12 protein-coding genes are annotated in these 13,094 nt (G+C 41.9%); 3 read left to right on the top strand and 9 right to left on the bottom strand.

All coding sequences use genetic code 11. The features are described 5' to 3' along the window. Window positions 1–229 precede the first annotated feature (229 nt). Window positions 230–937 (top strand): Crp/Fnr family transcriptional regulator, encoded by a 708-nt coding sequence (locus tag ATH1_RS0114680; protein ID WP_010423273.1) that lies wholly within the window; start codon window positions 230–232, stop codon window positions 935–937. A 183-nt stretch (window positions 938–1,120) separates the two neighbouring features. Here ATH1_RS0114680 and larC read toward each other — a convergent pair whose 3' ends face one another. Beyond that, window positions 1,121–1,948: a nickel insertion protein gene (gene larC / locus ATH1_RS0114675; RefSeq protein ID WP_010423271.1), complete on the bottom strand. Its 828-nt coding sequence runs from the start codon at window positions 1,946–1,948 to the stop codon at window positions 1,121–1,123. Then, entirely contained in the window at window positions 1,945–2,685 is a 741-nt protein-coding gene (larB, locus tag ATH1_RS0114670) for a nickel pincer cofactor biosynthesis protein LarB (protein ID WP_010423268.1), read from the bottom strand. Before larB ends, larC begins: the two co-directional genes overlap by 4 nt. Before the next feature lie 700 nt (window positions 2,686–3,385). On the opposite strand from larB, the gene ATH1_RS0114665 reads away from it, so the two are divergent. Both ATH1_RS0114665 and ATH1_RS19620 read left to right on the top strand, forming a co-directional pair. After that, window positions 3,386–5,035 carry an AMP-binding protein gene (locus tag ATH1_RS0114665; RefSeq protein ID WP_010423266.1) on the top strand — a complete coding sequence of 550 codons (1,650 nt, stop codon included), beginning with the start codon at window positions 3,386–3,388 and terminating at the stop codon, window positions 5,033–5,035. 117 nt (window positions 5,036–5,152) lie between these two features. Then, a complete protein-coding gene (locus ATH1_RS19620; protein ID WP_010423264.1) occupies window positions 5,153–5,644 on the top strand; it encodes an MBL fold metallo-hydrolase in 492 nt (163 codons plus the stop codon). On the opposite strand, the gene ATH1_RS0114655 is transcribed toward ATH1_RS19620, so the two are convergent. The 7 genes from ATH1_RS0114655 to ATH1_RS0114625 form a co-directional block, all read right to left on the bottom strand. Further along, window positions 5,625–6,212: a dihydrofolate reductase gene (locus ATH1_RS0114655; protein ID WP_010423261.1), complete on the bottom strand. Its 588-nt coding sequence runs from the start codon at window positions 6,210–6,212 to the stop codon at window positions 5,625–5,627. The genes ATH1_RS19620 and ATH1_RS0114655 overlap by 20 nt on opposite strands. A 183-nt stretch (window positions 6,213–6,395) precedes the next feature. Beyond that, complete coding sequence (locus ATH1_RS0114650) at window positions 6,396–7,190, bottom strand: thymidylate synthase (RefSeq protein WP_010423259.1); 795 nt, start codon at window positions 7,188–7,190, stop codon at window positions 6,396–6,398. 21 nt (window positions 7,191–7,211) lie between these two features. Next, entirely contained in the window at window positions 7,212–8,303 is a 1,092-nt protein-coding gene (locus tag ATH1_RS0114645) for an endonuclease/exonuclease/phosphatase family protein (RefSeq protein WP_010423257.1), read from the bottom strand. A gap of 133 nt (window positions 8,304–8,436) precedes the next feature. After that, window positions 8,437–9,327, bottom strand: a complete 891-nt coding sequence (locus tag ATH1_RS0114640) for a rhomboid family intramembrane serine protease (RefSeq protein ID WP_010423255.1) — start codon at window positions 9,325–9,327, stop codon at window positions 8,437–8,439. 9 nt (window positions 9,328–9,336) lie between these two features. Next, window positions 9,337–10,200 carry a rhomboid family intramembrane serine protease gene (locus ATH1_RS0114635; protein ID WP_010423253.1) on the bottom strand — a complete coding sequence of 288 codons (864 nt, stop codon included), beginning with the start codon at window positions 10,198–10,200 and terminating at the stop codon, window positions 9,337–9,339. 84 nt (window positions 10,201–10,284) lie between these two features. Next, the gene (gene mutL, locus ATH1_RS0114630; RefSeq protein WP_010423251.1) at window positions 10,285–12,156 is read right to left on the bottom strand and encodes a DNA mismatch repair endonuclease MutL; all 1,872 of its coding nucleotides are present in this window, start codon (window positions 12,154–12,156) and stop codon (window positions 10,285–10,287) included. A 369-nt stretch (window positions 12,157–12,525) separates the two neighbouring features. Continuing rightward, window positions 12,526–12,855, bottom strand: coding sequence for a hypothetical protein (locus tag ATH1_RS0114625; RefSeq protein ID WP_010423249.1), 330 nt, complete (start codon window positions 12,853–12,855; stop codon window positions 12,526–12,528). Window positions 12,856–13,094: the final 239 nt, after the last annotated feature.

Raw genomic sequence — 13,094 nt, 5'->3', positions numbered from 1 at the left:
GTCCCCTTTAGGGGATTTAGGGGTCAAAAGGCTTTTTATACTGCACTCATATATTGCTTAATCAATCATATCTAACGCTTATCCGAACAATAGAGCAAAAAAAGTGTTTAAATATTCATATATATATATTCATCGTATATCAGTGCAAATATAATCTTTCTTTTTATATTTGTATAGCTACTTATATGACAGAAATCATATTATTATATTACTTACTTAAGAATGTGTTATGAAAAAGTCCCAGGAAATTGTAAGCCCTGAAACAATCGGTTTGCGTTCGTTTGAGATATTTAAAGGTCTCACCGATGCAGAACTTGAATCACTCAATCAGAACCTGGTCTGTAACAGTTACAAAAGAGGTTCAATTATTTATAATGAAGGAAGCCGGATTAACGGCTCCTATGTGGTTGTGGAAGGCATTCTGAAGATTTACAAAACCGGATTTGACGGCAAAGAGCAAATCATCAGGTTTGCAAAGGAAGGCGATTTAATAGGATTTCGCTCAATAGTAAGTGAAGAACTGGCATGTACCACAGCCAAGGTCATCCAGGATGCCTTACTGTGCTATCTTCCGGGAGATGTGATGACAAATTTCATCAAAGGCAATCCGGAGTTTGCCATGGCTCTTATGCGACTGACCTGCAGGGAGTTGGGCGAGTCCAATAAATTTCTGACAGACATTGCACAAAAGACGGTTCGTGAAAGATTGGCAGAAGTGCTGTTACTCTTAATGGATACCTTTGATCTGGATGAAGATCACACGCTTCAAATATCGCTCACGCGTGAAGAACTGGCCAACATGGTCGGTACTGCTACAGAATCTGTAATAAGGCTTCTGTCGGAATTTAAATCGGATAAGCTGATAGAGCTGAACGGGCGCAAAATAAAGTTGCTTAATATTCCTAAGCTCATCAAAATCGGGAACGTTTATGTTTAGCTTTATCCGGATATCATCAAGAGTTGAATAATGAGCCCGGTCTAAAAAGCATCTTTGTTGCCTAACTCGTTGTTGTTTTAAATTTTTGCATCCTCATTAACAACAAGTTAACTTCTGTACAAAAATTTAAAATGCCTGGGTTTTGACAAAAATATGCTTTTTATACTGCACTCAATAATATATTTACCGGTAAAAAAATACGCTCAGCGGAGGTATCGGCAGATCTTTTGTACCTCTGGAACAACCACGGACTGCCATATCCTTTTCATCAGGTAGCGCAACAACTTTGTTTGCACTTAAAGCGCTTAGCAAAGCTGCGCCGGTTGGCGTAAACAACTCGGTTTCGATGGGCCCCGCTTCAGCAGGAATGTTATTATTCCTGATCATTACTTCGGTAGCCGGAGCCGGTACTTTAAGCGTGCCGTGAGAAAAACTGACGGATCCGCCACCCCAACACACCGGACAAGTGAGAACGGCCTCTGTTGGTGCCGACAATTCCTGAAGTCCGGTAACTGCTCCCATCACGTCGATAAGAATATCCTGGGCTTCATGCAACCAGGCCTCCGGTTCTGCTTCGTGATGATGGTGGTGATGATGGCCGGAAGCGGACATATCATCCTCATGTTTGTGATGATGCCCGTCGGGGTGATGATGATGTTCCATATCGAACTCATAAGTAGCATGAGCTTCCTTTTCGGCAGCAATCAAATACTCCAGCATGCGCATCCCGAAAGCCCTGTATTCATCCAGAATTGAAAAATCCTCAAAAAGCTGTTCAAGCAAATGTCTTGCTTTTATTGACGATAAATGACCATGATGGTGTTCCACCTCTATGTGAAGACGACTACAGCCATCGGCAGTTTTTCTGTGACTGACAACAGCCCGGCCAAGCATTTCAGCTGCAGCCTGCATAGCACCTGTTACCATCCGGGCATCTGCACCGGCATCGATCAACGCGGCAGAAAACATATCGCCTGCTATTCCACCTTTGGGTTGTATATATAACTTCATAATGAACTGTTTTTTGCAATCAGACCTGCGACAACAGCCGCCCTTATTCCACCGTCAATATTAACAACAGTTAAATTAGGTGCGCAGGAGGCAAGCATTGATGTAAGCGCGGCCTCATTGGCTCTGAATCCGTATCCCACCGAGGTCGGGACACCGACAACCGGCAGGGGAACCAGACTTGAAACAAATGGGGCCAAAGCTCCTTCCATTCCGGCAACAACAATAACAGCAGCCACTTTTTTATTCAGCCCTTCCATAACCGCATCCAATACTCTTGTGGGATGAGCAATCCCCCGGTCTTCAAAAACAACAGGATGGACACCCAAAGCCTCCAGTGCCAGTGAACACTCCGAAGCCACCGGATGGTCCGCAGCACCGGCACTGATCACAAGAACATGTCCTCTCGGCTCAGGAAAGTCACCGATGGCCAGAAGCAGAGCTGTTTCCTTCACTGAATACCGATCGTTGAAATAATTCACCAATGCCGGCTGATGGGGACTTCTGGACACCAGAACGCCTGAGTGCCTGGTTAACAAAGCTTCGGCGAGCTCAATGGTCTGATCGGCGGTTTTGTATTCACCGTATATAATTTCAGGAATGTTAATACGGGCTCCACGATTAACATCTGCTATATAGTTACGCGCCGTTTCCATCCATTCCAGAGAGAAATGTCTTCTGGCCTCATCTTTGCTCATCTTACCCGCGGCAATCTGCTCATATAATTCATCAAAAGTCATAGCCCTGATTTTTTATCAAATGCATTTTTTCTAGCACCTTCCAGGTCAAGGGTTACGAAGATAGCAATTTGTTTCCCTTTGTCAACAATTCTTTCAAACTTCAGAGAATCTCTCTCAATTTTCTTTTAAAATATCCGGCAGTAACTATTTAGTGATCGTCTATAAACCCGTGAAAGTTTTCACAATATCTGTGTCTGTTTAGAAAGTACCGGTTGCAAGGCTTGCAAAGCCGACAAAAAAGAGTTTACTTTTCATCCGTATAAAATTTAATTATTAAGGTCGGATAGAACTCGCATGCAAGAGTTTAATACATGTTCTTTTGTGACAATCTTTGTCATGCTCGTTTCATCACTATCTTTATACGGGCAAACTGTTGTGTTGCAAGGGTTGGTAAAAAAGCTAAAACGCAAAGACGTATGTTGTGTTTATAATTCACACTACTGGCTACTGACTAAAAACTACTGACTAAATTACTTATATCTAAAAATCTGATAATCTATTAAGGCAAACTTTGTCATGCTCGTTTCAGTAATAAATGTCGCAATTTAAGAAAAAAATGTTTATATACGTAGATAGTTGGATGTTTAAGAAAAGTGAACACAGACAGGGTTTTACATGTTAATTTTATACATCGGTTTGCGTCAGCATTTGGTCTTTTTAAAAAAATGTTTGACTTTTACCGGGGTATAAACAAAAAAGTATGGAAAAAAGCGGATACATAGGGTTGGTAAAATCGGCATTGGAAAATTATTCGGAATTGCCCGCGTTAAGTGACTTCAAAGGAGATACCATTACCTTTAAAGAAGTTGGAAAATCGATTTATCGTTGTCATCAGGTTTTCAAAGCATTGGGAATCAAGCCTGGCGATAAAGTTGCACTCATCGGAAGAAATTCAACCAATTGGGCCCTGATATATTTAAGTACTGTTACTTACGGTGCGATAATTGTACCCATTCTACCCGATTTCAGCCCTTCCGATATTAATCACATTGTCAATCACTCCGAATCTTTGCTACTATTTACCAGCGACCAGATTTTTGATAAAATCGATGAAACCAAAATGCCATCACTTAAAGGGATCATTTCGGTAAACGATTTCTCTGTTATTGTCGACAACAATGGGAAAGTCCGGAAAGCTATTGACAAGGCACAGGAAGAAATAGCCAAAACCGGCGACAGCTTCGATGTCGGTATGATCAATTTCTTTAGTCCCAAAGCAGATGATATAATGGTTCTCTCCTACACATCAGGAACCTCAGGCTTTTCCAAAGGAGTGCTTTTGCCTCACCGAAGCATCTGGTCCAACGTGCAATATGCCCGTGATACATTTGATATCGTCCCGGGCGAACGTATTGTTTCATTTTTACCTCTGGCACACACATACGGCTGCCTCTTTGAATTTTTATGGCCATTCACCGAAGGCTGCCATGTAACTTTTCTCTCCAGGACGCCGTCACCTCAGATTATTACCGAAGCCTTTCGAAATGTAAAACCTCATCTGATCCTCTCGGTTCCGCTTGTGCTTGAAAAAATCTTCAAGAAGCAAATATTACCACAACTTGAAAAGAAAAGCCTGAAAGCCCTCCTTAAATTACCCGTTCTTAATAAACTTGTCTACGCAAGAATCAAAGATAAGCTGACTGAAGCATTTGGCGGCGAATTTCGAGAAATGGTTATAGGCGGAGCTGCACTAAACAAAGACGTGGAAATCTTCCTGCGTAAGATAGGTTTCCCCTTAACAGTGGGGTATGGCATGACCGAATGCGGCCCCTTAATCAGCTATGCGCCATGGGATGAAACAAAACCACAATCTGCAGGAAGAATCGTTCACAGAATGGAGGTCAAAATCGACTCGGACGACCCTTACAACAAGGTTGGAGAAATTCTTGTAAGAGGAGAAAACAACATGATCGGGTATTATAAAAACAAGCAGGCTACAAGCGAAGTGCTTGATTCTGAAGGATGGTTACACACCGGGGATCTCGGTATTATCGATAAGGACAATTTTATCTTCATTAAAGGACGAAGCAAAAATATGATTCTTGGTCCGTCGGGACAAAATATCTATCCCGAAGAAATTGAAGCTGTGATCAACAATAAGGAATACGTTCAGGAATGCCTGGTTCGGGAAGACAATGGAAAAATTGAAGCCCTTGTTTATCCCGATTATGAAGCAGTAGATGCCGAAAATCTGAGCGATGAAGACATCGAAAAGATTCTTCAAAATATAAAGAAAGAAGTAAATCAGGAACTGCCCGCTTTTATGACTATTTCCAGAATCGTGCTGTTCCCCGAAGAGTTTGAAAAAACGCCAAAGAACAGCATTAAACGATATAAATACCAATCGTAAAAAAAATGCCGGCGGTGTCAAGTCTCGCCGGCATTTTTTTAACTTTTCCATTACACAGAAGAGTATTATCTTTATCCCTCAAAAGAACAATAGTTCATTTTAACAGGATTTAATGCAATGGAAATCATCACACTTGTAGAAAATCTGGCATACCAACAGGAAACAAAAGGAGAGCATGGTCTTTCGTTTGTTGTAAAAACAGCAGGGAAACAAATTCTCTTCGATACCGGACAGAGCAATTTGCTGGTCGAAAATGCAAAAAGATTGAACGTCGACCTCCGGGCCATCGATATGGTGGTTATCAGTCATGGTCATTATGATCATACAGGTGGACTGGCAGCCTTTTTCAGGATCAACGATCATGCTCCGGTTTATTTGAAACCAAAAGCCTTTGAGGATAAATACTCACAGTCGACAGGCCAGGCAAGATTTATAGGAATCGATAAGACGGTTGCACAAACATACACCTCTCGGTTCAAATACATCGAAAAACCAACAGAAATAGCACCAGGACTAAAAATTATACCTGACATAGGACATTTCTACGCGTTTGAACAAATCTCTCCCGCCATGCTGGTTGACAAAGCCTTCATCGACGGACATAATTGATATACGAATAAGAGAATCCGGATTTTTCATCGTTGTATGGTCCTTCCGAACGCTCAACCACCCATTCATTCGTATATAATTTACTTAAGTCATTGGTCGAATGGAACTCGCATGATTGATTACATTCATGTTCTTTTGTGACAATCTTTGCCATGCTCGTTTCATCTTCTTTTATGGGGGGGAACCAGGTATCGATGCTGGGAAACTTATAATGGATCAAAGTGAGATAAATCCTGGTCGCATCTGAGAAAAAGAGCTTATAAACTTCCCCGCCGCCAATCACGAACACTTTTTCTTCCGGTCTGCAAACTTCATAAAGCTCTTCGCCGGAATGAATAACTTCACAGCCGGGAGGTGAGAAATCTTTCTGCCTTGTAATAACAATATTTCTCCGATTGGGGAGAGCACCTTTCGGCAGCGCCTCAAAAGTCTTTCTCCCCATCACGATGGTATTACCTGTTGTCAGCTTTTTAAACCGTCTAAGGTCTTCACTGATAAAAGCAGGCTGATCACCATTAATACCGATACCACCATTCTCATCGACAGCAACAATAAGGGACAGGTGCATGTTATTAGATTATTAGATTATTAGATTATTAGATTATTAGATTATTAGATTATTAGATTATTAGATTATTAGATGGTTAGATGGTTAGAGATTAGATGGTTAGATAGTGTCGTCTATAAACTCGCAAAAGTTTTCACAATATGCCTGTCAACAACTGCCATATTCTCCGGAATCATTTCCGTTCTAAACAGATATTTCACCTTTAATGTGAGGATGCGGATCATAATTACTCAGCACAAAGTCGTCATATTTAAAGTCGTCAATTCTTTTCACATCAGGGTTTATAGTCATCGTGGGCAGATGTCGTGGCGCCCGCGTCAGCTGTAGTTTCACCTGATCTATGTGATTGAGATAGATGTGTGCATCGCCAAGGGTATGAACAAAGTCGCCCGGTTCAAGATTGGTAACCTGGGCAACCATCATTGTCAGCAAAGCATAAGAAGCAATATTAAAAGGAACGCCCAGGAAAATATCTGCACTTCGCTGATAGAGCTGACAGCTTAACTTTCCTTCGGCCACATAAAACTGGAACAGGATGTGGCAGGGAGGCAATTCCATATCATCAAGTTGTCCAACATTCCAGGCGCTTACGATGTGTCTTCGTGAGTTGGGATTCGATTGAATAGAATCGATAACCTGCTGCAACTGATCGATATGACCTCCTTTGTAATCGGGCCACGAACGCCATTGATACCCGTAAACAGGCCCCAACTCTCCATCTTCCCGGGCCCATTCGTTCCATATCCGCACACCATTGTCCTGCAAATATTTCACATTTGTACTCCCCTTAATAAACCACAAAAGCTCATGGATGATAGATTTAAGATGGAGTTTTTTGGTGGTCAGTAAGGGAAACCCATCCTGAAGATCGAAACGCATCTGGTGTCCGAAAACACTGATTGTCCCCGTCCCTGTCCGGTCTTCTTTTTGTACACCCTCGTCAAGCACCCGTTTCAGAAGTTCTTTATACTGTCTCATACCATTCGAATATCTAAAAATCTATTGAATTTCCAAAATAGTTGAAATGGGATAGTGGTCGGAATAATCAACCTTGTACCGCCTGAATCCATAAGAATTGATGTCAGGGTCATGAAATATATAATCAATTCTCAAAGAAGGAAGCCGGCCATTATAGGTCCCTCCGAATCCTGACCCTGATTCTCTGAAAGCATCCTTCAGATTGTTTCTCATCGTGCGATAGACATAAGAAACGGGCATATCATTAAAATCACCGCAAACAATCACCGGATAAGGCGAATTTTTAATGTGATTTGAAATCCTTTCAGCCTGAGAAGAGCGTTGTCTGAATGCCCTGGACATTTTACGCACAATCTCTCTTATGCCGTCTTTCTGTTTCTGATCCAGCTCAAAAGTAAGGCTGTCAATCACGTTAAAATCATGAGATATGAAACCTATAGATTCCAGATGATTATTAAATACCCTGATCACTTTGCCGTTAATATTAACATCGGTAAAAATGGCCATATTTTTACTGTTGCTAAAATCAAGTGCCCCTTTATTTACAACAGGATATCTGGAAAAGGTGGCAATTCCGTATCCTATATGCTGGCCGGAATAGTCACGGTATTCTATGTGACTATACCCCATCTTCCGCAACCTTGCCCTGAGAAAATTGGGCGAATATCCTTCCTTTCGTCTGGAAGTAAAGAATTCCTGTACACAAAGAATATCAGGATCGGCCTTTTCAATAAAATCATATATGGCATACGGCATATCAGGAAGTTCAGACCATTCGTAAAAGTCGAACATCCTGGTATTAAAAGACATTATTCTAACAGGATTCTGCAAGTCATCAGGAGGTTGTTCTCCTTTCAACTGAAAAATATTTCCCCACGAATTCCACGTTAAAAGCAAAACCGCCAAAGGGATTACCAGATGAATGCTTCTCTTAAGTATATGAAGAATCAGTGCCAACAAGTTGATAACCCACAAAACCGGAAACAGAAAGCCAAGAAGGGCCAACACATGAAACTTTTCGGGACTGATGAAAACGGGCGTCACCGAAATAAGCAGGAGCAACGCAAGGATAAGCGTAACAAAGAATGATATGGACTTAAATAATTGCTTCAACTTTCAACCAAATTGAACTATAATATACTCAAAACATGCCATTTATATGCTTTTGACATTTTTCAGGTCAGACCGGTGCTTTCAAATCCCCACAACTTACTACTGACTAAAAACTACTGACTACATTATCTGTTTAGTTGTCCTGACTGGCATTGAAAAGGGTTTTTTTCTCTTCCTTTGATAAGCTGTCATATCCGCTTTGTTTAATTTTCTCAAGGATACGATCCAATTCCTTTTGCCGTCGTACTTTCTGAGCATTATATTCCATATCACTCAAGGGGCGGCTGTGCGTTACTTTCATCCTCGACCGCTTACGGAACAGTCCTCCGAACCGCGATGCAACTGTGTCGAAAAAATTCCCTTTAATTTTACCTTCCGATAATTTCCATCCGTAGTACAATCCGGCCAGTGCACCACCAATATGCGCCAGATGGCCTCCGGCGTTGGCCATTCCCGGAATACTTATCAGATCGATGACAAAAGCTCCAAGGGCAACATATTTAAGCTTAACGGGGCCGATTAAAAAAAGATAAACCGAAAAGTTTGGCCGTATACGCGCCACAGCAAAAAGAATGGCCATAATTGAGGCAGATGCGCCCAGTAATATGGCACCACCACTGCCCGGATAAAAAGCCGGTAACAAATTAAAAGCCAGAAGGTAAACACCGGCACCGGCCAAACCACCCCAGATATAAACCGTTAATAATTTGCCGGCATCCACAAGTTGCACGAACAACCGGCCAAACCAATACAGATAAAGAACATTAAACAAAATATGAAAAAAATCGTAGTGCAAAAACATGTATGTCAGCAGGCTCCAGGGGCGAAGCAGGAGCAAAACCGGCTTGGACGGTACCGACAGCCAGCTGATTATTAATTGAACGGGTGCAGCACCTGCACCAAAAAGCAACAACAACAGTTGCAGTAATTTAACGACCACAAATACGCCAACATTGACATAGATGAGTTTCGTGAGAACATTTCCCTCACGAAAAGATTCTTTTATCTCATTCCAAATACTCATACCGGCAAATTAATAATAAATTCCTCTGTTTTTCCAGTACTTGATAAGAATAAACCCAAACAGCATACCCCCCAAATGCGCCCAGTGGGCTACATTGTCCATTGAGAAATTTCGGATACCCATGAAAAGCTCAATCAAACCATATATGATCACAAAATATTTTGCTTTGATTGGTATCGGCGGAAACAACAGCATCAGCTGTGTATTGGGAAACAACATCCCAAAAGCCAGCAATATTCCAAAAACAGCTCCTGAAGCACCCACGGTAATAAAACTGTTGAGATAGCCATTGCGGTATTGTACCATATATTCCTTTGATAACGCGATGGCTTTGTCGGGGTTATTGTCAATTAACTGATTATAGGATTGGACGAACTCATTAAATTGTTGTTTCATTTCATACGACCTGATTTGGATATCTTCATTTAAGAAGGCCTTCAGGTTTTCTGGACTTGCATTGTTCAAATAATGCGTTATGGCATCCATCATGGGCATTACCTCAATATATTGAGCAAGGATGTGGACAACGGCTGCTCCAATCCCTGTCACAAAATAATAGATAAGAAACCGTTTGGTACCCCAAACCATTTCCAGCATCCGCCCGAACATGAACAAGGCAAACATATTGAAGAAAAGGTGAAAAAATATGATCCCTTCGGCAGGCGAAAAATAAGCATGCAGGAACATATAGGTTACCAGCTGAAAAGGATTAAACGCTTCGGCAGTGGGTAAATGAAGACCCAGATAATCCTCAATGGCAAAACCGAAGGTCCCGTAAAACACCAGACTGGCCACATAGAAAATCACATTAATCAGTATCAGATTCTTGACTGCGGTTGTCAGACCGCCAAAAGGGGATGCTCCAAAGTTCATTTTATATCACTAAAAATTAATAAATCAACGTCGATTGGGTTTGCAATTTCAGTGCCATGTTTCGGGTTTGTCTGCCATGCATTCTCACCGGAAGCGTTTTTCGAGTTCCTCATTATCGAGAATTGTAAATACCGGTTTTCCCCGGGGCGTATAATTGGGTGCACTACAAAGAAACAACTTCTTGATCAATTCTGCCATTTCATCCTGGGTTAATACCTCCCCGGGACGCATACAGGCATTTCTGGCCATAACACCTGCCATTTGTTCTCTTACTTCGTGCCTGGTGTCCACTTCCCCACTTTTGAATGCATTCAGCAAAGCATCAATAAGTTTACCGGCATGAATCCCTTTCAACAAAGAAGGTTGGCCGATTACTGAAAAGGTACGGTCACTTCTTTCTTCCAATTCGAACCCGAAAATACGTAAATCATCCATAATATCCCTCAGCAAAATCGCGTCTTCTTCACTAAAACCAATCTCCTCCGGGAAAAGGGAATGCTGCGAGACCGATGCATCAGCACTGATATTCCTGAGAAAATCCTCGTATAAGATACGCTCATGTGCACGTCGCTGGTCGATGATCATGATTCCCGATTTTACCGAGGTAATAATGTATTTGCTTTTTACCTGAAAATAGAGGGCTCCTGTTTCCTTATATTCACTCCCGGTTGTGACAGCACCATCGTTCCCGCTTTCAGAGGCATCTTCTTTTGAAGGAAGAATCAGCATATCGGCGCCACCAGAGGGATCACTCTTACGGGAAGCGGACTGAAACTCTTCGTAAAGTGATTCCCAATCGCGCGGAGGCGAAGATTTCCCCGACCCGGAAGGTCTGTAATTCTTTTCCTCATCGAATGGATTATATTCGGGATTCATTTTTACAGATGGCTCGGGGACAGGCTCATCGCTTTTCTTAGCCGGAATCTGAACTTCACCCGCATCACCAAAATCGATGGAGGGAACCATATTAAACTTCCCCAGTGCTTCACGAACCGCGGCACTGACTATTTTCCATACCGACCGCTCGTCTTCAAATTTTATTTCCGTCTTTGTGGGATGAATATTGACATCGATGATTCCGGGGTCGGCTTCGAAAAAAAGAAAATAGGGTGGACAATGCCCGGCGGGAACAAGGTTTTCGTAAGCAACCATTACCGCCTTATGAAGGTAAGGACTTCGCATGTAGCGGTTGTTGACAAAAAAATACTGATCGCCCGGTGTTTTCCGGGCCGACTGGGGTTTACCAATGAAACCGTGTATTTTAATAACAGAAGTATCGGCCTCAACCGGCAGCAACAAAGCGTTGGTGTGCGACCCTAACAATGCAGAGATGCGTTGCCGAAGGTTGGACGACGGCAGGATGAACAATTTCTGATTATTGTGCTCCAACGAGAACATAATGGAAGGATTGGCCAGTGCGATCCTTTGAAACTCGTTCACAATATGCCGCAACTCGGTGGCATTGGTCTTGAGGAATCTCCGCCGGGCCGGCACATTAAAAAAAAGATTCTTAACCATAAAGTTACTTCCGGGCGCACATGTAACGGGCTCCTGATTCTCTACTTTTGAACCCGCTATTTCGATCCTGGTTCCCAATTGTTGCTCATGCAACCTTGTTTTGAGCTCCACGTGTGCAACAGCCGCAATAGAAGCCAATGCCTCCCCCCGGAATCCCATGGTCCGAATGGCAAATAAGTCATTGGCATTGCGGATTTTCGAAGTAGCATGCCGTTCAAAAGCCATTCTGGCATCGGTTTCAGACATCCCGCAACCATTATCAATGATCTGTATCAGCGTACGTCCTGCATCCTTTACGATAATCTGAATTTCAGAGCTTCCTGCATCGACAGCATTTTCAACCAACTCCTTAACAACTGAAGCCGGTCGCTGAATAACTTCTCCGGCAGCAATCTGATTGGCAACTGAGTCGGGTAATAGTTGGATAATATCTGACATATTATTAATGCTTCTCTCTATTTTATTTAGGGTCTGACCATAAAGTGCCATTTACTGCGTTATGATTTCAACCGGCAATTCCTGAACAGACACACAAATTTAAAGATTCAAAGCCTGACTGATAGACAGGCACAATTTAGTGTTCTTCTATGAACGAGCCCGGTCTAAAAAGCATCTTTGTTGCCAAACTCATTGTTGCTTTAAGTTTTTAAATCCTCATTAACAAAAAGTTAACTCCGGCACAAAAATTTAAAACGCCTTGATTTTGACAAAAATATGCTTTTTATACAGCACTCATGAATTCGGAAAAATATCACAGTAATCATGTGTCTGTTCAAAAATAACAAAGTGGTCAGGCAAAAGATTAATTTACATAAAAAACTTCTCATACCAATCGTAAGCAGAATTCAGCAAATAATAGAATAAAGCAATTAATAAAATGAGAATAATAATTAACCGTAAATTAGACTTTTTTCTTTCACTTCGTGTCACCTCAAAATGTGACTTAACCCGCCGTCGCATTCCGCCTCTTATCCTGTCAGCATACGCCCTGCCATCTTCCCCCTCTTCGAGCGGAATACCCATCTCCTGACGAATACGACGTTCCCGCTCTTTTTGCTTCTCCTTCTCCGGATTATAATAGATCGGATCGTACTGGAACCGTCGATGACGCGGTATTTTAATAAATGTAAATTTCATATCAACCAATCGTTATATTTATAGGTATCAGATTTAAGGTAATACATGAGTCTACTCTTAAAAAGACTATTCTTGTCGGGGTCGGGTCGTCTGAAAATTTTCGGTCCGCAATTAACTAATTGTTAATGAATATCCAAAATTTACGTGCAACAAGAAACTTTTAGAAACAGACTCATACATATAAGCTTGGGTGCAGTATAAAAAGCCTTCAAACTGCTGATTTTTACCATTTTTACCCC

The organism is Anaerophaga thermohalophila DSM 12881, assembly GCF_000191885.1.
Lineage (GTDB): Bacteria > Bacteroidota > Bacteroidia > Bacteroidales > Marinilabiliaceae > Anaerophaga > Anaerophaga thermohalophila.
Note: the sequence above shows the minus strand (reverse complement) of the source record. Positions and strands in the feature narration are given on the sequence as shown.